This is a genomic window from Thiomicrospira sp. (assembly GCF_014859555.1).
Classification (GTDB): domain Bacteria; phylum Pseudomonadota; class Gammaproteobacteria; order Thiomicrospirales; family Thiomicrospiraceae; genus Thiomicrospira.
On record NZ_JACUTY010000006.1, the window covers coordinates 1 to 21,151 of the forward strand.

Below are 21,151 nucleotides of genomic sequence, written 5' to 3' on the forward strand. Positions count from 1 at the left end.
CAGTTCGCTTTTTATGCCGTTTAAGTGCTTAAATTACAGTCTGTATGTGGTAGACAAAACAGCCTCGAAACAGACGATCACTTGACACTTTAAAGTCCTGAGGTATAATTCACGGTTTTTTCAAATCTGAGGGGGCAACATTATGCCAGCATCAAACCAGCCATTAGTGGGTGTCATTATGGGTTCAAAGACCGATTGGCCGACGATGCAACACGCCGTCGATATGCTGACATTGTTTAATGTTCCGCACGAAGTCAAAGTTGTGTCGGCTCACCGTACTCCAGATTTGATGTTTGAATATGCCTCGCAAGCCGAGTCACGTGGTTTAGAAGTGATTATTGCTGGCGCAGGTGGCGCCGCGCATTTGCCTGGCATGGTGGCCGCCAAAACCCTGGTGCCGGTATTAGGTGTACCCATCAAATCCAAAGCCTTAAACGGCCAGGATTCTTTATTATCGATCGTGCAAATGCCCGGTGGCATTCCGGTTGGAACACTAGCTATCGGCGAAGCTGGTGCCAAAAACGCCGGTATTCTAGCCGCACAAATGGTCGGCACACAACGCCCAGACATTCGCGAGGCCGTGCGCGCTTGGCGTCAAGCACAAACCGAGGATGTGCTGACCAATTCCGATCCGCGCTTAGCTAACTAAGCCGAATTACATACAAGCTGAATTCAGGGTAAAATGCCGGTATTAAATTATTGTTGAGGATTGGGTTTATGACACCGTTTAGCCGTCGAGTGGGTATTTTAGGCGCAGGCCAGCTGGGCCGCATGCTCGCGATGGCGGGCTACCCGTTAGGCCATAAATTTGGTTTTTACGGCTTAAACCATGACGAACCGGCGGCGATGCTGGGTAATATGCACATACAATCTGACGATACCGATAGCTTGGGTCAACTGGTGGACTTTGCCGATGTTATCACCTACGAAAGCGAAAACACCTCGGTCGAGTTGGTTGAAAAGATCAGCCAAACCACACCGGTTTATCCGAGCGCCGCATCGCTTTATTACTCGCAACATCGTGGGCGTGAAAAAAGTTTATTTACTGAATTAAACATTCCTTGTGCGCCCTACACCCTCGTTACCAATTTGGCTGAATTACATCAAGCTGTCGATATGATTGGCTTACCCGCCATTCTTAAAAGCACCACCGAAGGTTATGATGGCAAAGGCCAGTTTGTGATTAAACAAACCAGCCAAATTGAGCAGGCCTGGTCGTCGATTGGTGAACGCGAAGCCATCTTAGAAGGTTTTATTGAGTTTAAACGCGAGCTGTCGATTATCGCGGTACGTAATGCCGACAACCAACACGTTTATTATCCACTGGTCGAAAACCAGCATCACGAAGGCATTTTGCGTTTAACCGTTGCGCCAGCTCAACAAATCAGCCCGGCGATTCAACAACAAGCCGAAACCTATATGCAGGCTTTATTGGATCAGATGGATCATGTCGGTGTTTTGACATTAGAGTTATTTGAAACCGAAGCAGGCCTGGTGGCGAATGAAATGGCGCCTCGCGTTCACAATTCCGGTCACTGGACGATGGAAGGCGCGCAAACTTCACAGTTTGAAAACCATATTCGTGCCATTACCGGCTTACCGTTAGGTTCAACCGTACCACGCCAGCCGTTTGCCGCCATGGTGAACATCATTGGTCAACATGGTGATATCGAAGCCGTTCTTAAAATGCCGAATGCATTTTTACATCTCTACGACAAAGCCGAACGTGCCGGACGCAAACTCGGCCATATCAATGTCGTGGCGGATAGCGAAGCCGAACTGCAAACCAGCCTAGAACAACTCAAAGCCTGGATGCCGTAAGTTTAAAACCTGTCGGCTTCAGCGATGCAGAATCTGCCCTTTGAAAAGGATCGTTTTGTTGTTTGGCGTAGCGAGCGTAAAAAAATATCTTGTTTGAGCGCAGCGAGTTGATATTTTTTAGCGAGTAGCCTAGCAACAAAGAGACTTTTCTCGGGGCAAAAACTTTTTGGCTACTTTGGGGTCATCAAAGTAGCACGAACGCCTTCACGGGAAGAACCGAGAAACGTTCATATTTATTGGCGTTCGTAACCTTAACAACACGCATTTAAAGCACTAAATTATTCTTCAGATACGGTCTAATCAACTTTACAAACTCTTACACTTTCCACTTAATCGAACAGCCCATTGACGGAATTTGCTCTAGCGGTCCTTGATCGGTTTGCGCCACTTGCTTCATCGCTTCAAACAAATCACGCCGCACATTCGCCTCCGCGGCTTGCTTACGCGATTCATCCAAACGCCCGCGATACTGCAGCTTCAAATCGGCGTTATAACCAAAAAAATCTGGTGTGCAAACTGCACCATAAGCTTTGGCGACCTGTTGAGTTTCATCTAATACATAAGGAAACGGAAACTGCCATTGGTCAGAAATTGCCTTCATATTCTCAAACGAGTCTTCGGCATATTCATTTGGGTCGTTCGACATAATCGCAATGCTATTGACACCCAAGGTTTTTAATTCCGCACAATCTCTAGTCAAACGTGCCTGAATGGCTTTGACATAAGGACAATGATTGCAAATAAACATAACCAACAAGCCCTTTGGCCCTTTGGCTTTATCCAAAGTCCAAACCTGACCATCAACGCCAGGCAAGGCAAAATCCAATGCGTCCTGACCAAAATCACAAACTGGCGTCGTTAAACTCACCATTCCTTTCTCCTAACTATTAAAAACTTGCCTCAAATTAGACCAAACTCACACTTTGGTCAAGGCTGGTGTGCGTTGACAGTTATAAATTTTCTGCGATAATACCCCTTGCGCCGATTTGATTATCAGCTTGCGGGCGCATTAAATAAGTACGGCTAAAGCGAGGAGTGTTCCCGCCTCTTTCCGTACCTCTCTTTTGTTTTTTTTGAATGCGAGGTTGCACATATGACTACCACTGTTTTTACTTCTGAATCGGTTTCCGAAGGTCATCCGGATAAAATTGCCGACCAAATTTCTGATGCGATGCTGGATGCGATTCTGCAACAAGATCCGCGTGCACGTGTGGCCTGCGAAACCTTTGTTAAAACCGGCATGGTCTTAATTGGTGGCGAAATCACCACCAGTGCTTGGGTTGATCAAGAAGAATTAGTGCGTAAAGTTGTCAGGGATATCGGCTACGACAGTGCGGACTTAGGTTTTGATGGCGATACCTGTGCGGTGTTAAGCGCGATTGGTAAGCAATCGCCCGAAATCGCCATGGGCGTTGACGAGTTTGATGACCACGAACAAGGCGCGGGCGACCAAGGTTTAATGTTTGGTTACGCATCGAATGAAACCGATGTATTGATGCCGGCCCCGATTTATTACGCACACCGTTTAATGGAGCGCCAAGCTCAAGTTCGTAAAAGCGGTGAGTTGCCTTGGTTACGTCCCGATGCGAAAAGCCAGGTCACACTTCGTTATGAAAACGGTCAACCTGTCGCGATTGACGCGGTGGTATTATCGACCCAACATTCGCCGGACATCGACAACGCGGCGCTACGTGATGCGGTAATGGATTGCATTATCAAACCTACTTTGCCAGCTGAATGGTTACACAAAGACACCCAATATCACATTAACCCAACCGGGCGTTTTGTAATCGGCGGGCCGGTGGGTGACGCGGGGTTAACCGGGCGTAAAATCATTGTTGATACTTACGGCGGTATGGCACGTCATGGTGGCGGTGCTTTCTCTGGTAAAGATCCATCCAAAGTCGATCGTTCAGCGGCTTATGCTGGGCGTTATGTGGCTAAAAACATTGTCGCCGCTGGTTTAGCCGACAAGTGTGAAATTCAAATTTCTTACGCCATTGGTGTGGCGCAGCCCACCTCGATCAGCGTGGACACCTTTGGTACTGAAAAGGTCAGCGTCGAACGCATTGAGCAACTGGTACGCGAACATTTTGATTTGCGCCCGAAAGGTTTAATTGCAATGTTGGATTTATACCGTCCGATTTACCAAAAAACCGCCTCTTACGGTCACTTCGGACGTGAACTGCCTGAGTTCACTTGGGAAAAAACCGACAAAGCCGCCGCATTACGCACTGACGCCGGATTGTAAATTTTTTAGAATGTCACTTTCACCTTGTGCCCCGACTCCTTCGGCTTTTTGCGACGCAAAAAGAGGTGTCGCTGGAGCACAAGGTTACGTGCCATGCTACAACCTCACAGGATTTTTTTGATGAAATCGCAAAAACAATATCCGCAAACCTTGAGTTTAGAGTGTTTTCCGCCACGCACGCCTGAAGGTTCATTAAAGCTGAACCAAGTAATTGATGATTTGACCGTACTGAAGCCGGAATATATTTCCGTTACTTACGGTGCAGGCGGCTCAACACAAGAAAAAACCCTTGAAACAGTCACTCATATTCAAAAAAATACTGCATTTGAAGCAGTGCCGCATTTAACCTGTATCGGCGCGAGTCAAGACAGTATTCGAGCGTTGCTTAAAACCTATCAAGACCTCGGCGTTAAACGGATTGTCGCTTTGCGCGGTGATATGCCGTCGGGCATGATGGATCCGGGCGAGTTTAAATACGCGGCTGATTTAGTGGCGTTTATCCGCCAGCAAACCGGCGATCATTTTACGCTTGAAGTCGCGGCCTACCCAGAAACCCATCCCCAGGCTCGTAATTGCGATCAAGGTATCAAACACTTTAAACACAAGGTTGACCAAGGTGCGGATGCGGCTATTACGCAGTATTTCTTTAATGCCGACAGCTACTTCTACTTTATTGATAGTTGCGAAAAAGCCGGCATTGATCTGCCAATCGTGCCTGGCATCATGCCGATCACCAACTACGAACAGCTGATCCGTTTCTCCGCCATGTGTGGAGCCGAAGTGCCGCGTTGGTTAAAATGCCGTTTGGAAAGTTTTGAGGATGATACCGAAAGTTTGCGTGCATTCGGTCAAGACTATGTGACCCGCATGTGTCAACGTCTGCTGGATCAAGGCGCACCAGGCCTGCATTTTTACAGCATGAACCGCACTCAACCTACCTTTGATATTGTGCGCGACTTAAGCTGGCGCCAAGATCATATGCAACTTTAAGCTGAATTTGCATGCGCATTCCAAGGCTTTATTTACCGGCTGAATACCAATCCGGGCGTGTACTGGACTTGACCAAAGATCAAGCTCATTATGCGTTAACCGTATTGCGTTTAAAGGCTGAACACCCGCTTGAAGTATTTGATGGCGAAGGTCATCAAGCCCAAGCGCAACTTCAGATTCTCAACAAACGCGAAGCCCAAATCACACTCGGTGAAATTCAACGCCCCAATACAGAATCGCCCCTTAACACGTTACTGATACAAGGGATTTCGCGCGGCGAACGCATGGATTATAGCCTGCAAAAAGCCGTCGAGCTCGGTGTAAGTGCGATTCAACCCGTTTTTACTGAGCGTTGCGAAGTTCGGTTAGATCCACAAAAAGCCGAAAAACGTCGCCAACAATGGCAGGCCTTAGTGATCAGTGCATGTGAACAATCCGGTCGCTGTGTGGTACCGATCGTGCGCCCACTTATCACGTTGAACACATGGTTTTCTGACCACCCGCAACAACCAGGCCTGGTGCTTGATCCTTATGCGCAACAAACCCTGATGACATTCAAACCTGAACAAATGCAAACGACTGAGCTAGCTTTACTGATTGGCCCGGAAGGTGGTTTAAGCGAAACCGAAGTTGAGCAGGCAAAAACTAACGGTTTAACAGCCGTGCGATTGGGCCCTCGCGTATTACGTACTGAAACCGCGGCACCTGTTGTATTAAGCTTACTTCAAGCTCAATGGGGCGATTTAAACGCATCTTAAACCGGCTACTCATTTAAAACCGACAAAATCAGTCGGATATTTATCATCCTGCTAGCGCTTTGCTATAATGGAATTTCCCAATAACGCAATTGAAACCGAGTTCTAGACTATGCCGCACTCTTATAAAGTTCCCAATCTGAAAACCGTATTAAAAGGCCCTTTGCTTGAACTAGAAGCGCATTTCCTTAATCACAGTGTCGCGATTGAGAGCTGGTTTCGCCAACAATTTCGAGAAACCCCCGCACCTTTTTACGCCTCGGTTGATTTGCGTAATGCCGGTTACAAACTCGCGCCGGTTGACACCAACTTGTTTCCGGCGGGCTTTAATAATCTGCACCCAGACTTGCGCCCTTTGGCCGTACAAGCCACTCAGAATGCGATTACCCAAGCTTGCCCTATCACGGATGGTGTGTTGATTATTCCGGAAAACCATACTCGCAATATGTATTATTTGGAAAATGTTTGCACACTCAAAGAAATCATTGAAAGTGCGGGTTATGAAGTTCATATTGGCTCAATTAACCCAGATGTCACCGACACCACACCGATTGACTTACCCTCGGGTAAAACGCTGATACTCAAACCGCTTATTCGTCAAGCTGAACGAGTTGGTGTTGAATCGTTTTTTCCGTGCGCCGTATTATTAAACAACGACCTGTCTTCTGGCCGTCCGGCGATCTTGGAGAATATTGAGCAAACCCTACTGCCACCATTAGACCTAGGTTGGGCCACCCGTTACAAAACCCAACATTTTACCCACTATGCGGATGTCGCCAAAAGCTTTGCTGAGTTGGTGGAAATTGATCCTTGGTTAATCACACCTGAATCCATCCAATGTGGCCCAATCAACTTCAAAGATGGCACTGGCCTCGAACAACTGGCTAAAACCGTTAATAAGGTGTTAGAAAACACCGCCAATTATTACCATGAACATGACATTGACTGTAAACCGTTTGTGATTGTCAAGTCTGACAGCGGCACTTACGGCATGGCCATTATGTCAGTTAAAAATGCCGAAGATGTATTAAACCTAAACCGAAAACAACGTAACAAAATGACCTCAGCCAAAGAAGGCTTAGCGGTTGATAAAATGCTGGTGCAAGAAGGTGTGTATACGTTTGAAAAATTAGATGAAGCGGTCGCTGAACCGGTGGTTTATATGATCCACAATCATGTTATAGGTGGCTTTTACCGTATTCATACTGGCAAAACCGTTACAGACAACCTAAATTCACCCGGCATGCATTTTGAGCCTATGGCTTTCCAGCAGTCGGGGGTATTGCCAGATCAAAACCAAACACCAGATGCCGAACCCAACCGTTTCTATGCTTACGGTGTGGTCGCACGCTTGGCTTTGCTCGCGGCGGCTAGAGAAATTCAGTCGGCCCGAAACGCGAAGGCGTAATTTAGTCGAGGTGCCCATTATTTAGTGGGCGGTTTCGTCCACTTTGTCCAAGTTTACTAAATCGGTTTTTCGTTTAGTGAGTTCGGCTAATACCGCTGCGTTCCAAATCACAATAAACCAAATCAAATACAACCATAACAAAAACAGTGGCACCGCCGCCATCGCGCCATATACCAAATCGTAAGTAGGAAAGGCGCTCACATACCAACCAAACCCCAACTTTAATATCTCTATTTGAATCGCCGCCATCAAACCAATCCACCAGGCCTGCTTTAAACTCACAGGGGCCACCGGAACAAATCGATATAACATCATAAAGCCCAGCGCACTGAACAACAAAGGTAGCAGGTTTAAGAGTTGACCCAAGCCCAATCCGTCTAGTGCAAAATAGCCCAATAAAGGGCTGGCTAATAAGTAGGCACTGATCAACAAACTCAAACCGAGCAACAGTGGCCCAATTAAGCTAATGCCTAAATAATTTAACAAACTCAGCCACCAGCGCCGTTGATAACGACTGTTCCACATGGTGTTAATTTTTTGATCAATCGTCCAAAGCAACATCAATGCGGTACCAAACATGACCACCAGGCCTGGTGTGGTTAAACGCGAAGCCTGTTCAGCAAAACGCAATAGGTACTGCTGAATAATCGGCTGAGAGTCCGGCATTAAATAGGTAAAGACCTGTTGCATCACTAGTTGTTGAAAGGGTTCAAACCAGCTGGACGTCGAGAACAGACTGAGCATGACGGCTAACAGCGGCACCAAACCAATCAGGCTGGTATAGGCCAGAATTGCCACGGCCTCCGTTCCTTGCTTGCGCCAAAAACGCGCTAATACATTACGCCAAAACGATATCGACAACCAAGCCATACATAAGCCCCTTCGCTTCTAACCCTATCATTAATATTTATTTGTGAGTCGCCATATAAGACACCATAATAGGCATCGCGTATTTTGCCGCTAACAATTAATGGATGACTGTGAGTAAAACCACTAAAAACACTACCTTTTATATCGCGCTCGGCTATGCATTAATATGCAGCTTGGCCTTAGTCACTAGTTTATTAGCCTTTGGCTTCGACAATCGTATTCAACAATCGATTGCTAAACTTGATTCACAGTTTCAACAAAAAGAACTGGTCGAAAAACTCTATCAAAACGCGCGCGACCGCAGCATTCTATTGCTTCAAATGGTGACCGCAAAAGAACCATTTGAACTTGACCACTATCAAATGCAACTGTACGATCGCGCCGAAAAAATTATGATCGCGTTGCAAAAGTATCAAGCCCTCGAAACCAATGACGATGAAAAACGTCTGTTTAATCAGCTGCTAAGCGAAACCACGATGAATCGCGAGTTGCAAAACCGCGTTATGTCCTTAATTGTAAACCAACAGGCCGACATTGCCCTTGAATTATTAGTGTTAGAAACGTTGCCGGTTCAAGAAAACGCGATTCAGCTTTTCCAAACGCTTTACAGCATAAAAGACCAGCAACTCAAACAATCACGCAAAAATGTAGATCAAGATGTGAGCGCCATTAAAAAACTATGGGTTTTTACGCTGGTGAGCTTTTTTATTTTAATTACCCTAATCAGTGCCTACACACTCAAAAAACTCCACCATGCACAGCGCATTCAACATAACTTCCAAGCCGAACTTGAGCAAAAAGTACAGGAACGCACTAAAGAAATCGTGCTCGACAGTGCCATTTTACAAAACATACATGAGTCAATTGCCATTGCCACCGAACAAGGTCGTTTGGTTAAAACCAACATTAAATATAATGCGCTGGTTAAACCATTTGATCTCGACCAACACCTTGATATTTGGACATTATTGCCTCAGCTGTTTGCTGACATCGATATTGAATGTTTATTTTCCGATGTCATTCAGGAAGGCTATGCTCGTCAAGAAGGGGCTTTAAAGTCAGATCAAAATCAGCATTATTTAATAGATGTGCATCAAATCGAAGATATCCGCCTCGACAATACTTATTTATCCTTTTTATTAACGGATGTCACCGACCTCAAGCAAACCCAAAAAGAGCTCGAAAACCTAGCCAATTATGACCTAATAACCGAGTTACCCAACCGTAATCTTTTCCAAAAAACCGTTAAACATTGGATTAAACAAGATAACAACCAAAGCTTTGGTTTATTCTTTTTAGACCTAGACAATTTTAAATGGGTAAACGACACACAAGGTCACGAAGCTGGTGATCAGGTGCTTAAGCAAGTCGCTCAGATTATTCGCAACCATTTACCGGATGATAAAAACCAGATGGTCGCGCGCTTGGGTGGTGACGAGTTTGCGATTATTTGCCGTCGCTGTGATGAACTGGCACTTGCCAAACTTGCCAACCAATTAATTGATGCCATCAAACAGCTTTATCAAACCAATAACCAGTCTCAAACCTTAGGTTGTAGTATTGGAATTGTCACCTACCCCAAAGATGGCAACAGCTTAGAAGATCTGATGCGCCACGCGGATTTTTCGATGTACAAGGCCAAGGAGCAGGGTAAAAATGGTTACTGCTTGTTCTCAGATAAGATGAATGAACACATTCATTATCTTTACCAAACCGAAATCAATCTGCATCACGCGCTTCTCAATCGTGAGTTTTTTGTCGTTTATCAACCACAATACCAATTAGATACGCTTGAGGTGACTGGCGCGGAAGCCCTTATACGCTGGCAAAAAGGCGGCCAACTGATTCCGCCTAGCGAGTTTATCCCACTCGCTGAAAAGTTTGGGCTGATCAATGCGATTGGTGGCTTTGTGCTCGAAAGTGCACTGGCGCAACTAAAAACGTGGCAACAATCAAGCAATCCACTCAAGCGAGTGGCGATTAATGTATCCAGTGCACAATTGAATGAAAAAGGCTTTACTCAACACGTCAAACAGCAGCTTGACATCAACAACTTGCAACCTAACCAACTTGACTTGGAGATTACTGAAAGTCTGTTGCTGAATCATTTAAGCGAAGACAATCAAGCATTAAGCATTTTACAAAAGAAGGGGTTAGAGATTTCCATTGATGACTTTGGTACCGGCTACAGTTCGTTGGCTTATATTAAACACTTGAATGTGGATCGGATTAAAATTGATCAGAGTTTTGTGCGCGATTTGACTTACAATTCCGAGTCTTACTCGATTGTCACCGCCATTATTACAATGGGGCACAGTCTAGGCTTAAAAGTCTTGGCTGAAGGCATTGAAACAATGCAACAGTTAGCCCTATTACGCGAGTTGGGTTGTGATGAGGGTCAAGGATATTTGTTGTCATATCCACACCCTGCGGATCAAGTCAGCTTTAAACAGTTAGATTTTGGGCGACTGGAGTCCGCAACAGTTGAGAACAACTATGGCGGAATTTGAAAGTGATACACAAAAAGAAATTAAACGCCTACTTGAATACATAGCACAGGCTGAGAATAAACCTAATTTGAACTTACCCAGTATCAGCCCTGAAGCCGCCAAACAACTGGCTCAACAAATCAAAGCGATGCTGCGTAAAACCTTACATTAATTTTTTCCCGAGCCCCAAATTCTTAAGCACGCACTAAACTGGCTTCGACCTTAGCGCGAGATTCAACACCATTTAAGCGTTCAATTAAATGCAAAGTAAAATCCATCGCCGTACCCGGCCCTCTGGACGTAACAATCGAGCCTGCATCCACCACCGGTTGATTTAGATAAACCATACCTTCAGCCGGACTTTTATCTAACACTCCTGGAAAACTGGTTGCATTTACACCATCCAACAAACCGGCCGCTTTTAATACTTTGGGAGCGGCACAAATCGCCGCACTGATGCCACCAGACTGCACCGTTTGTCGCAACAAACTTAGCAAACGTTCATCGGCCGCCAAATAATCTGCACCTGGCAATCCGCCTGGCAATACCACCATATCAAAGGTTTGATCTAACACATCAGCTAAACTTGTTTGCGCTTGCAATACGACGCCACGTGAACACTGAATCAAATGTTGATCATCCAAACTGGCGGTCACTACCTCCATATCCGCGCGCACCAGCAAATCTATGATGGTGACGGCTTCAAGTTCTTCGCAACCTTGTGCAAGTGGTACCAGTACCTTAGGCATTATTTATTTGTCGCGGCTTTGTTCATAAACATCATGCCTTTAAGCAAGTTTAGCGCTTCGTGAAGTTCGTAGTCATCTGACAACAAGTTGACCGTTGCATCGTCAACCAATTCTGTCTCTTCAGTGATCTTAGTTGTATTACTCAAATGACCATCTAAACTGGCTTCATTCATTCGACCTAACTTACTGGCCTCAATACGTTCAACCTTAACCATATCGACCTCAATATCCGGTTTAATACCGTCGGCCTGAATTGAACGACCCGCCGGGGTGTAATACAAAGCAGTGGTCAGCTTAATCGCGGCGCCGTTATTTAATGGCAATAGAGTTTGAACCGAACCTTTACCAAAAGTTTTACGTCCGACAATTAATGCACGGTTATGATCTTGCAAAGCGCCAGCCACAATCTCAGACGCCGAAGCCGAACCTTCATTTACCAATATGACAATTGGCTTACCTCTCATCACATCGCCTTTTTTCGCTTCAAAGCGCATTTTTGAATTCTGAATACGACCTTCGGTATACACAATCAAACCGCCATCTAAAAACACATCCGATATATCTACTGATGCATTTAATACGCCACCAGGGTTGTTGCGCAAATCAAGTACCAGACCAGCTAGGTTTGCCTCGTTTTCTTTTTCGAGTTCCTTAATCGCCGAAACCAAGTCACGCCCTGTTCTCACTTGGAACTGGCTGATGCGAACATAACCTATGTCTTTCGCCAGCAGTCGCTGACGCACACTTTTTACTTTTACAACCGCTCGTGTCAACTCTTTTTCAAATGGCTCGCGTTCACCTTGACGCATAATCGTAAGTACAATTTTGCTACCCGGTTCGCCACGCATTATCTCAACCGCATCGGTCAAACCCATACCTTTAACTGGTTTATCATCTAGCTTGATAATTAAGTCACCCGCTTTAATACCTGCACGCTGGGCTGGTGTATCATCAATTGGTGCGATAACTTTTACAAAACCGTCTTCCAACCCGACTTCCATACCCAAGCCACCAAACTCGCCCCGGGTTTGTTCTTCGACTTTTTCGAAGTGTTCGGCTGGTAAATAAGCGGAATGTGGATCTAATTTCGATAACATTCCGCTGATGGCATTCTCAAGTAGTTTTTCGTCTTCAATTTCTTCAACATAGCTGGAGGAAATTCGATCAAATACCTCAACAAACGCGCGCAATTCTTCAATTGGTAAAGAAACCACCTGAGTATCGGCCTGCTTTTCGGCCATCACACTACTACCAAACACTAACATAGCGCCCAGCAGGGTACCTGTAAACACCCAAAGGGTTTTCTTCATATAGGTTATTTTATTCACCAAACACTCCAGATTCTCTGTGGTTTTATTTAAATGACTCATTGCAATTTTATAACATTATAAGTGAAGTTTAGATGACATGAGGCCTCGTTTTCAATTAGAATTTAATTAACAACTTAAACCCAACTAAATAGGACCCATTGCATAATGAGCGATTTAAATCTGTTTGAAATGAAAGAAGACAACATATTGAAAGCTTCAAAAGCTCTAAAAGCCATGGGACATCCACTTCGCTTAAAGATTCTATGTGTAATTGGCGATGGTGAGCTGCCGGTCATGGATATTGTCGCCAAGGTAGGCACAACACAGAGTAATGTATCACAACATATTGATATATTACGTGAAAAAGGCATTGTTAGTTCGCGCCGAGAAGGCAGTAAGATTTTATGTAAAGTGGCTGATAAAGAAATTATCAATTTGTTAGGTGCGATGCAGGATACCTTTTGTCCAACACTTTAAAAGTCTAAAAATGGTAATCTAAACGCTTAAACGATCGACACTGTTCAATCGCGACTGGTGCTTTTAAGTACTAATCGCAAACACATCCGCTGGCTGCGCTTGCATACTGATTCTGATTTCAAATTCATTTCGATCCGAACTCACAGCATTCGCCACGTTTAGATTGGCGGAACTCTCTGAATCACGACTTGATTTTTGTTGGGCTTTTAGGCTTGTAGGGGCGCCTGCCAGATCCGTTTGATTATCTAATTCTTCGCTATCCGATTGCGCCGTTTCCGCGCGTTGCAACTGAATTTCAACTTGTGCTTGCATCATCATTTGTGAAGCTTGAGCCGCGACTTTCATATCTTGCCCCGAAGGCTGAGCGGGTGCCAAAGCCGCTCGCTGTAACACACGCGCTTTGTGCAACGTGGCTTCTGAATCGCCGGCTACTGGCGAAGTATCAATGCCAACCGAACCACCTATGGCATACTTTTGACCATCCGGCCCGGTTTGATAACTGTATTGAATCCCACCCATTGCATATTGACCCGCCGCCGATAAATGCGCCTGCTCGTGTGTCCGCACTTCTTGATCTCGTGCCCGTAACTGAGCCAAAACTTGTTCAACCGCCAGTTCACGTTGGCGCTGTTCAGCCGCCTGCTCACTTGAGACGGTATCGGTTCGGGTACTTTGACGAGCTGGCTCAGTTGATTGTTTTGGGTATTCAGCAGCACCAGGCCTGGTGGTTTGAGTTGAACGAGTGGAAGAGTTTGATTCCTGAGCTGCGCCCGCAGGAATCACAATGCGTTGCGAAGCTTGTGACGGCAAAACAGCTTGCGTTGCGCTCAGCCAGTTTGGCGTTGAATATTGTGATTGCCCTACACTGTCCATAACTCAAAACCTGAGATTAAGCTAATGATTTAGTTCAGTTTAGCACAGAGTATTTTTTTGATAAAGATTAAGCAGTTTGCAGACGTTCAAACTTGTGGCAAATTTGGTTACGACCTTGATCTTTCGCGTCATAAAGTTTTTGGTCGGCTTGTGAAATCAGTTGTTCAAAATTGGTCGCGTTAAAAGCCACGCCAATACTACAACTAAAACTAACCCCAACTTGCTGATCCGATTCGAGCTCGATGGCTTTTCTGAAATTTTCGGCCTTCACCAACACATCATAACTATTGTCCGCGGTGCCGAGCACTAAAAATTCCTCGCCGCCAAACCTGGCGACAACTTTGTCTTCAAAGTACTGCTTAAGCTGGGCCGCCACAAATACGATTGCCTGATCGCCTTTCGGATGTCCATAAAGATCATTAATACGTTTAAAGAAATCAATATCCACTAATAACGCAAACACTTCCAAACCAGATGACTGCCATTTGAGATATTGATGCTGACCCACATCTAGACAATAACGCCGATTGTATAAACCACTTAAGGCATCGGTTTGGGAAATACGTTTGATATCTTGATAGGCTTGTTGCTGTTCGATATTTTGATTAACCCGTGTGTAAAACTCTTCAACACCAAAGGGTTGAACAATATAATCGGTGGCGCCATATTTCATGTATTTAAGTGCGCAATTAATGTCGGATTCCGTCTCAATACAGGCCAGAATAGGTAACTCATAAAACGCGTATTTCGCTCGCGTTTCCGATAAAGTATGAAGCCAATTATTATCGTGATTCGCGTGCCCCATTACTAACAAATTCGGTGTACGGCGACTGAGCGCGGCAAGCAGCTCTTTGTGACGTTCGAAAACACGTGTTTTAAACCGTTGAATGGCTAACAAGCCACTCAGCTTACGCGCCATACGGTCGGATACATTCGCTAGCCAAATTTCGCGTTGATCATTGGTCAAAAGTAGGTTTAGGATACGCAAGACATACTCAATCGCCCCCGCGCCCTCTTTTAGAACATAATCCGCAACATGTTCTTTAAAAATACGTTGACGAAGTGCTTCATCGTAACTAGCGGTTAATACCACGGTAGTGATCCCGGATTTCTTAAGCAATTTAACGGCTTCACCATTAGGCGCATCCGGCAAATTCAAATCACTTAAGGCCAGATAAATTTGATCGTTATAATCCGTCAGCATTTGCTGGGTTTGAGCCAAATCATGCGCCAATAGAACGTCCACCTCAAATCGAGCTTCAATGCGCGACTTAAGCAACATTCCCATAGCTTTTTGATCATCAATGACTAAAACTTTTTTTCGCATATCCCTACTTAATGGCTCAATGCATCAGCTGTTAAATTTTAAATTGGTGTACCAGTTTCTCTAGACGGTCGGCCAAGGCTTGCATTTGATGACCGGCTTTTTCCGTGTTTAAAGCTTCACGGGCGGTTGATTCGCTCACCGCATGGATTTGGCTGATATGTTGATTGACTTCGTGTGCCAAACTGGACTGTGATTGTGCGGCATTAAACATCTGCTCACTCATTTTGCTAATGTCATCCATCAACACCACCACTGGTGCAAGCTCTTGTTGTGCGCGCTGAATAGCTTCACAACTGGTATGCGAACTTTCTTCTCCGGCCGATACCACTTTTACGGTTTGCTTGGTTGCGCCCTTAATTTTTTCGATAATACGCTCAATTTCAAGTGTAGATTCTTGAGTACGTTGAGCTAAGCCACGCACCTCATCAGCGACAACGGCAAACCCTCGTCCGTGCTCACCCGCGCGTGCGGCTTCAATCGCCGCGTTTAACGCTAGCAGATTGGTCTGCTCGGCAATATCACGAATAACACTCACCACCTGACCAATTGACTTGGAATCTTGGCTTAACTGATTAACCGCCGTGGTCATTTCTTGCATGCCATCCGATAAGGACTGAATCGCTACGTTAGCGCCGGATACCACTTGGCTACCTTGTTTAACGCGCGATGCGGCTTGTTCGGTGGCACGCGTGGCATTACGCGAATGATCTTCTACTGTCTTGGCCTTGGTCGTCATTTCACCAACCGAAGCGGTCAATTCTGCGGTCGCTTTAAGCTGCTGGTCTGAGCCTTTTTTGGTCGACTGTGTTACACCCAGCAACTCGGTGGACGAACGCTCTAGCTCTTCAACCGTAAAGGTTAACTCTTGCAGCATCTGCTGGATGCGCTCCACAAAAATATTGAAATAACTTGATAACTGCGCCAACTCATCTCGACCACGCACCGGCAAACGGCGTGTTAAATCACCTTCACCTTGTGCCATATCTTTCATCGCTAAGGTCGCGTTATTAACCGGGCTGACAACCGAATGTGTAACACGTCTAGAAATCAGCATTCCCATGAACTGACCAAAAATTGATAAGCCAAGCAACAACAAAATATTGTTCAAACTGCTACTAACAACCTGATCACTCATGTCAACCATATCTTTTACGGCGGCATTAGAAACCATTTCCAAATCTCGCTCTAACGACTCAAATAATGGCTTAATTTCGTTTTCCATCATCCAAGTATCCATACGCCATCTTTCGCCTTCATGAATCGTTTTCAATGTCATGTAGTTTTGGCGGTAAGTCGAAAACGCATCCATAATAGTAGGCAAGGCGTCTTCTTCTTCAATCGTTAATTCGATCGCAGTTTGCTGAGCAATGCGTTCAATTAACTGCTCAGTCACATTTAAATACATTTCTGTATTATCGGACATGTCCGATGAGCGAAATGCGACATAACCACGTACGCTGCTCAGCACATTTAACCAGTTATTCTGTAACGCCAACAAATCTTCCAATAAAACCCGACGTTCCGCATCCAACTCATTTAACTCAGAGGCCACCATAGTGGATATTGAGAATTGAATCGTGTTGGCTAAACCGGCTAAATTGTCACTGACGTATTTAAAGGCCGGATATTGTTCATTACGATTTTTTTGTAGGTGTTTGATCGCCTCGATATAAGCAGGCAATTTCGCCATATCTAAACGCACTTGTTTTAAATACTGACGACTTTGTTGATATTTAGCCTCGGCTAAACGGGCTTCGAGCTCAGTTAAAATCTCGGCGGATTCGGCGTAACTTTGCTGGTAACCGCTCAGGGTGTCTTCATCACCAGTCAGCATATAAACACTCAAAGAGTTCATGCTTTTTTCAAGCTTAATAATCAATTGACTGGATGCTAAGGCAACCGGCTGTTTGTTTTCCACCACGTCTTTAACATTGATGCGAACAACTGATAAATTAAATGCCGCCTGAATCGTAATAATGGCCAAAACCAACCAAATCACGCCAAAACCAAAGCGCATTTTTTGTTTTATTGTTAGCTTCTGTAAAAACTTGCCCATGAGCGTTCATCCCAAAATATAAATAGTATGTATTGATTTTTAAAGCAAAAATAGTACCAAACCAATTGCAGAAAGGCTAACCAGTTTGCCATATGGTTTGTAAACCTGATAAAATGCAGGTTTAGCATCCGCTTATAGTTTAACAGGATAAAACGGCTGCCTCCTAAGCGGCAACTCCAGGTTCGAGTCCTGGTGAGCGGACCATTCCTTTAGCCAGTCATTCTTGATTGTGTAATACCAAAACCCGATCAACCAAGGCTTGTGCCGCGCCTAGATTAGCATGTTGGCGGATTTTCTTTGAAGCTTCAACACCCACCTCATCTTGTAACCAATACTGAATTTGTTCAGCCAAAATGTCTGGGGTTAAATCCGTTTGCTGAATCACTTGGCCGACCTGTAAGTTTTGCATTACCTGTGCGTTCGCGGTTTGATGATCGTCCACCGCATACGGAAAAGGCACCAAGATAGCCGGACGCGCACTCGCCATTAATTCAGCAATCGTTAAAGCGCCCGACCGTGCCACCACCAAACGGGCTTCACGATAAGCCAACGCCATATCTTCAATAAAGGCTTCAACTTGCGCTTCAACCCCAACTTGCTGATACGCTTGGCGGGTTGATTCGACACTATTTTTGCCGGTTTGGTGAAGCACAACCGGCCTTTGCATTTCAGGCATTAAGGCTAAGGCGGCCGGTAAAGCTTGGTTTAAAGCTTGCGCGCCACGACTGCCGCCAATCACGAGTATTTTAGCTGGCTGGTGTGGTTCGATTTCTGCAACCGCTTCAATACTTGCTCGCACTGGGTTACCAATCACCTCCAACTTATTGGAGGACAAGTTTTGAGGTTCGAATCCGCAAAACATTCGCTTTGCAAACGGCAACAAAAGTTTATTGGTTAACCCGGCTACGGCATTTTGTTCGTGTAAATACAGATCAATACCCAATGAACGCGCGGCTAGGCCACCTGGACCACAAACAAAACCGCCCATGCCAATCACCAGGCCTGGTGATTGCTGTTTAAGTATTCGGCGTGCTTGCATAAAGGCGCGCCAAACATTGATTGGCGCCATTAACCAGCCTTTTAGGCCGTTACCACGTAATCCCTTAATACTAATCGCCGAAAAAGGCAGGCCAGCTTGTGCAACCCAGTTAGCTTCTAGGCCACCTTGCGTACCTAGCCAGTGCGTCGTGATGCCCTTTTGAGCAAACGCCTCGGCCAAAGCTATCCCCGGAAACACATGCCCACCGGTACCACCCGCCATAATCACAATATTTTTTAACGGATCAGTCTGAGGCATGTTTGACTCCTAAACGTTCAGATTTTCGTTGTTCATAATCGACTCGAAATACTAAAGCCATCGCCACACACAGCATCATAATACTGCTGCCACCATAACTCATAAATGGCAAGGTCAAGCCTTTGGTCGGTAATAGGCCTAAATTCACGCCTAAATTAATCATCACCTGAAATGCAATCCAGGTGGCCACGCCATAAACTAACAGGGCTGAAAATTGCTGGTCAGGCAACCAAGCACGCTGGGCTACTTGGAACATGCGATAGACAAAAAAACCATATAACAATAGCAATCCAATCACCCCGATAAAGCCAAATTCTTCTGCAAAAATTGAGAATAAAAAGTCGGTATGTGCATCCGGTAAATAAAGTAGTTTTTGCACACTCGCCCCCAGCCCAGAACCGAACCAACCACCCGAACCGGAGGCAATCAAAGCTTGTGTTAACTGATAACCTGCGCCAAAAGGGTCCTGCCAAGGATCTAAAAAACTCACCACCCTCGCCATTCGATAGGGTGAATAAAACACCAGTAAACTCAGCAGCACTACAACAGGCATAATAGTTAACACAAAGTAACGCCAAGGCGCGCCCGAAATTAATAACATCGCAGTTACGACCGCCGCGATCAGTAATGTGGAACCATAGTCAGGCTGAAATAATAATAAAAGCGCCATTAAACCAAACGGCAAGGACAGGCGCATAATGACGTTAAAGTCTTCTTTCACCGCGCTTAAATGGCGCTGAAGATAGCCCGCCACAAACACAATTGCGGCCAACTTAACAAATTCGGCCGGCTGAAAGTTCATTACCACTAAGGGCAGCCAGCGCTTTGAACCGCCGATTTCACGACCAAAAATCAGTACCAATACCAGCAACAACAAACCAAATAAAAACAGTTTACCTCGGTGGGTATGCCAAAACTGGATAGGTACATTAAACACCATTAACGCGGCTACTAAGCCGATGCCTAATGCAATGGATTGGCGAATAAAATAATGGGTAGCTAGATCAAATCGTTGCTCACTAATGGCTAATGAACTTGACAAAACCATGGTCAGACCTAAAAAAACCAACAATAACAGCGAACCCAACAACCAATAATCTACCGGCCATTGATCTTGTTTGAAAGACGCGAGCCAAGCCTTCATAATCCCAAGGCCTTGTTAACCTCTAAGGCAAATTGTTCACCTCGATCTTGATAGTTTTTGAACTGATCAAAACTGGCGCAAGCCGGTGATAACAATACGATATCACCCGGCAAAGCCAGTTTTTGCGCTTGGCTGACTGCTTGCTGTAGGTTTTCGACTTGATAACAATCCGTGCTATCGGCTAGGGTTTGATGCATAATTTGCGCATCTCGGCCAAACAAAACTAATGCGCGTGCGTAAGCTTTTAAAGCCGGTTTTAAAGCCGAAAAATCAGCACCTTTGCCCACCCCTCCTGCCAACAAAATAATACGGCCATTCGGCAAAACTTGCTGCCCCAGACTTTGCAAGGCACTCAAGCTAGCACCCACATTGGTGCCTTTTGAATCATCAAACCACTGAATATGTGCGTGTTCGACCACTAATTGTGTGCGGTGCGCCAGTCCTTTAAAATCCGCCAACACTTGCTTAAACACATCAATTGGAACCGCAAAAGGTTCACACAAAGCCATCGCAGCTAAAGCATTTAATTGATGATGAGGGGCATTCAAAGCGATCTGATCCAGGGCTAACCAGGCCTGCTCACCTCGGCCTAACCAGGCCTGGTGGTTATGTTCTAACACACCATATTCGTTATCAGTCTGCGGTTTTTCTAGCCCAAAATAGACTTTATTAAGTTGTTTTGTCAGCCACAATTTCGACTCATAGCCTTTCGGAACCACCGCCAACTCGGTGTCTGAATACACATTGGTTTTGGCTTGAATATAATCATCCAGCCCAACATATCGATCCATATGGTCTTCGCTAATGTTCAAAACCGTTGAGGCGGCGCTATGCAATGAATAGGTGGTTTCCAATTGAAAACTCGATAACTCCAATACATACACATCACATTCACAGTCATCCAACAACACATCCAGCGCCGGACGCCCAATATTGCCGCCTACGCCTACCAAGTAACCAGCCGCAGTTAAAAATTGGCCCACCAAGGTGGTAACAGTACTTTTGCCATTTGAACCGGTAATTGCTATTACTGGCTGACTTACCGCGCGCGCAAACAATTCAATATCGCCGACCACTTCAACGCCACGTTCTTGTAAGGCCAGCACCCAAGCTTCGCGTCGACAAATACCCGGGCTTAACACCACACGTGTGATCCATTTATGCCAGGCTTTGGGTAAATCACCTGCCGCAAATAATACCTTCGGGTAGGCTTCTTGCAGTTGGCTAAAATCAAAATCAGGCCGCGTATCAAACGCTAACATCTGCTCACCCGATGCCTCTAAATAGCGCATTACAGATTGTCCTGTTTGTCCTAGCCCAGCTACTAAATTCAC

Annotated in this window: 19 protein-coding genes and 1 tRNA gene; 10 read left to right on the forward strand and 10 right to left on the reverse strand. The window is 45.4% G+C overall.

The annotated features are described in order from the left end of the window. Positions 1-142 precede the first annotated feature (142 nt). Positions 143-649 (forward strand): 5-(carboxyamino)imidazole ribonucleotide mutase, encoded by a 507-nt coding sequence (purE, locus tag IBX48_RS01960; protein WP_296830136.1) that lies wholly within the window; start codon positions 143-145, stop codon positions 647-649. 68 nt (positions 650-717) lie between these two features. Continuing rightward, a complete protein-coding gene (locus IBX48_RS01965) occupies positions 718-1,821 on the forward strand; it encodes a 5-(carboxyamino)imidazole ribonucleotide synthase (RefSeq protein WP_296830138.1) in 1,104 nt (367 codons plus the stop codon). A 316-nt stretch (positions 1,822-2,137) separates the two neighbouring features. Here IBX48_RS01965 and IBX48_RS01970 read toward each other — a convergent pair whose 3' ends face one another. Continuing rightward, complete coding sequence (locus IBX48_RS01970; RefSeq protein ID WP_296830140.1) at positions 2,138-2,692, reverse strand: thioredoxin family protein; 555 nt, start codon at positions 2,690-2,692, stop codon at positions 2,138-2,140. 222 nt (positions 2,693-2,914) lie between these two features. On the opposite strand from IBX48_RS01970, the gene metK reads away from it, so the two are divergent. The 4 genes from metK (at position 2,915) to gshA (ending at position 7,225) form a co-directional block, all read left to right on the forward strand. After that, positions 2,915-4,072 carry a methionine adenosyltransferase gene (metK, locus tag IBX48_RS01975; protein WP_296830143.1) on the forward strand — a complete coding sequence of 386 codons (1,158 nt, stop codon included), beginning with the start codon at positions 2,915-2,917 and terminating at the stop codon, positions 4,070-4,072. Between the two features lie 120 nt (positions 4,073-4,192). Continuing rightward, a complete protein-coding gene (gene metF / locus IBX48_RS01980; RefSeq protein ID WP_296830145.1) occupies positions 4,193-5,062 on the forward strand; it encodes a methylenetetrahydrofolate reductase [NAD(P)H] in 870 nt (289 codons plus the stop codon). Positions 5,063-5,073: 11 nt separating this feature from the next. After that, positions 5,074-5,820, forward strand: coding sequence for a 16S rRNA (uracil(1498)-N(3))-methyltransferase (locus IBX48_RS01985; RefSeq protein WP_296830147.1), 747 nt, complete (start codon positions 5,074-5,076; stop codon positions 5,818-5,820). A 109-nt stretch (positions 5,821-5,929) separates the two neighbouring features. Then, the gene (gshA, locus tag IBX48_RS01990; protein WP_296830149.1) at positions 5,930-7,225 is read left to right on the forward strand and encodes a glutamate--cysteine ligase; all 1,296 of its coding nucleotides are present in this window, start codon (positions 5,930-5,932) and stop codon (positions 7,223-7,225) included. 21 nt (positions 7,226-7,246) lie between these two features. Here gshA and IBX48_RS01995 read toward each other — a convergent pair whose 3' ends face one another. Further along, positions 7,247-8,095: a YihY family inner membrane protein gene (locus tag IBX48_RS01995; protein WP_296830151.1), complete on the reverse strand. Its 849-nt coding sequence runs from the start codon at positions 8,093-8,095 to the stop codon at positions 7,247-7,249. 110 nt (positions 8,096-8,205) lie between these two features. Here IBX48_RS01995 and IBX48_RS02000 point away from each other — a divergent pair, with 110 nt between their 5' ends. Then, positions 8,206-10,605 (forward strand): EAL domain-containing protein, encoded by a 2,400-nt coding sequence (locus IBX48_RS02000; protein ID WP_296830154.1) that lies wholly within the window; start codon positions 8,206-8,208, stop codon positions 10,603-10,605. Beyond that, positions 10,592-10,756: a hypothetical protein gene (locus tag IBX48_RS02005; protein WP_296830156.1), complete on the forward strand. Its 165-nt coding sequence runs from the start codon at positions 10,592-10,594 to the stop codon at positions 10,754-10,756. The genes IBX48_RS02000 and IBX48_RS02005 overlap by 14 nt, the downstream gene beginning before the upstream one ends. Before the next feature lie 22 nt (positions 10,757-10,778). On the opposite strand, the gene IBX48_RS02010 is transcribed toward IBX48_RS02005, so the two are convergent. Both IBX48_RS02010 and IBX48_RS02015 read right to left on the reverse strand, forming a co-directional pair. After that, entirely contained in the window at positions 10,779-11,333 is a 555-nt protein-coding gene (locus tag IBX48_RS02010; RefSeq protein ID WP_296830158.1) for a DJ-1 family glyoxalase III, read from the reverse strand. Then, positions 11,333-12,652 carry a S41 family peptidase gene (locus tag IBX48_RS02015; RefSeq protein ID WP_296830269.1) on the reverse strand — a complete coding sequence of 440 codons (1,320 nt, stop codon included), beginning with the start codon at positions 12,650-12,652 and terminating at the stop codon, positions 11,333-11,335. Before IBX48_RS02015 ends, IBX48_RS02010 begins: the two co-directional genes overlap by 1 nt. 156 nt (positions 12,653-12,808) lie before the next feature. Here IBX48_RS02015 and IBX48_RS02020 point away from each other — a divergent pair, with 156 nt between their 5' ends. Beyond that, positions 12,809-13,120 carry a metalloregulator ArsR/SmtB family transcription factor gene (locus tag IBX48_RS02020; RefSeq protein WP_296830160.1) on the forward strand — a complete coding sequence of 104 codons (312 nt, stop codon included), beginning with the start codon at positions 12,809-12,811 and terminating at the stop codon, positions 13,118-13,120. Positions 13,121-13,183: 63 nt separating this feature from the next. Here the strand turns inward: IBX48_RS02020 and IBX48_RS02025 are convergent, their stop codons facing one another. The 3 genes from IBX48_RS02025 to IBX48_RS02035 all read right to left on the reverse strand — a co-directional run bounded on the left by IBX48_RS02025 (position 13,184) and on the right by IBX48_RS02035 (position 17,376). Next, positions 13,184-13,993 (reverse strand): putative metalloprotease CJM1_0395 family protein, encoded by an 810-nt coding sequence (locus tag IBX48_RS02025; protein WP_296830162.1) that lies wholly within the window; start codon positions 13,991-13,993, stop codon positions 13,184-13,186. 67 nt (positions 13,994-14,060) lie between these two features. Then, on the reverse strand, positions 14,061-15,320 hold the full coding sequence (locus IBX48_RS02030; RefSeq protein WP_296830163.1) for a diguanylate cyclase: 1,260 nt from the start codon (positions 15,318-15,320) through the stop codon (positions 14,061-14,063). A gap of 31 nt (positions 15,321-15,351) precedes the next feature. Continuing rightward, complete coding sequence (locus IBX48_RS02035) at positions 15,352-17,376, reverse strand: methyl-accepting chemotaxis protein (RefSeq protein ID WP_296830165.1); 2,025 nt, start codon at positions 17,374-17,376, stop codon at positions 15,352-15,354. Between the two features lie 128 nt (positions 17,377-17,504). Here IBX48_RS02035 and IBX48_RS02040 point away from each other — a divergent pair. Next, a tRNA-Arg gene (locus IBX48_RS02040) sits at positions 17,505-17,580 on the forward strand. A gap of 13 nt (positions 17,581-17,593) precedes the next feature. Here IBX48_RS02040 and murG read toward each other — a convergent pair. The 3 genes from murG to murD are packed head-to-tail and all read right to left on the reverse strand — an operon-like array spanning position 17,594 to position 21,151. Then, positions 17,594-18,673, reverse strand: a complete 1,080-nt coding sequence (gene murG, locus IBX48_RS02045) for an undecaprenyldiphospho-muramoylpentapeptide beta-N-acetylglucosaminyltransferase (protein ID WP_296830167.1) — start codon at positions 18,671-18,673, stop codon at positions 17,594-17,596. After that, positions 18,660-19,817 carry a putative lipid II flippase FtsW gene (gene ftsW / locus IBX48_RS02050; RefSeq protein ID WP_296830169.1) on the reverse strand — a complete coding sequence of 386 codons (1,158 nt, stop codon included), beginning with the start codon at positions 19,815-19,817 and terminating at the stop codon, positions 18,660-18,662. The genes murG and ftsW overlap by 14 nt, the downstream gene beginning before the upstream one ends. Then, on the reverse strand, positions 19,814-21,151 hold the full coding sequence (murD, locus tag IBX48_RS02055) for a UDP-N-acetylmuramoyl-L-alanine--D-glutamate ligase (RefSeq protein WP_296830171.1): 1,338 nt from the start codon (positions 21,149-21,151) through the stop codon (positions 19,814-19,816). Before murD ends, ftsW begins: the two co-directional genes overlap by 4 nt.

Coding starts and splice junctions, on each gene's coding strand:
- purE (WP_296830136.1), top strand. CDS start 143: ATGCCAGCATCAAACCAGCCATTAGTGGGTGTCATTATGGGTTCAAAG.
- gshA (WP_296830149.1), top strand. CDS start 5,930: ATGCCGCACTCTTATAAAGTTCCCAATCTGAAAACCGTATTAAAAGGC.
- IBX48_RS02010 (WP_296830158.1), bottom strand. CDS start 11,333: ATGCCTAAGGTACTGGTACCACTTGCACAAGGTTGCGAAGAACTTGAA.
- IBX48_RS01995 (WP_296830151.1), bottom strand. CDS start 8,095: ATGGCTTGGTTGTCGATATCGTTTTGGCGTAATGTATTAGCGCGTTTT.
- metK (WP_296830143.1), top strand. CDS start 2,915: ATGACTACCACTGTTTTTACTTCTGAATCGGTTTCCGAAGGTCATCCG.
- murG (WP_296830167.1), bottom strand. CDS start 18,673: ATGCCTCAGACTGATCCGTTAAAAAATATTGTGATTATGGCGGGTGGT.
- IBX48_RS01965 (WP_296830138.1), top strand. CDS start 718: ATGACACCGTTTAGCCGTCGAGTGGGTATTTTAGGCGCAGGCCAGCTG.
- IBX48_RS02030 (WP_296830163.1), bottom strand. CDS start 15,320: ATGCGAAAAAAAGTTTTAGTCATTGATGATCAAAAAGCTATGGGAATG.
- IBX48_RS02005 (WP_296830156.1), top strand. CDS start 10,592: ATGGCGGAATTTGAAAGTGATACACAAAAAGAAATTAAACGCCTACTT.
- ftsW (WP_296830169.1), bottom strand. CDS start 19,817: ATGAAGGCTTGGCTCGCGTCTTTCAAACAAGATCAATGGCCGGTAGAT.
- IBX48_RS02020 (WP_296830160.1), top strand. CDS start 12,809: ATGAGCGATTTAAATCTGTTTGAAATGAAAGAAGACAACATATTGAAA.
- IBX48_RS02035 (WP_296830165.1), bottom strand. CDS start 17,376: ATGGGCAAGTTTTTACAGAAGCTAACAATAAAACAAAAAATGCGCTTT.
- metF (WP_296830145.1), top strand. CDS start 4,193: ATGAAATCGCAAAAACAATATCCGCAAACCTTGAGTTTAGAGTGTTTT.
- IBX48_RS01985 (WP_296830147.1), top strand. CDS start 5,074: ATGCGCATTCCAAGGCTTTATTTACCGGCTGAATACCAATCCGGGCGT.
- IBX48_RS01970 (WP_296830140.1), bottom strand. CDS start 2,692: ATGGTGAGTTTAACGACGCCAGTTTGTGATTTTGGTCAGGACGCATTG.
- IBX48_RS02025 (WP_296830162.1), bottom strand. CDS start 13,993: ATGGACAGTGTAGGGCAATCACAATATTCAACGCCAAACTGGCTGAGC.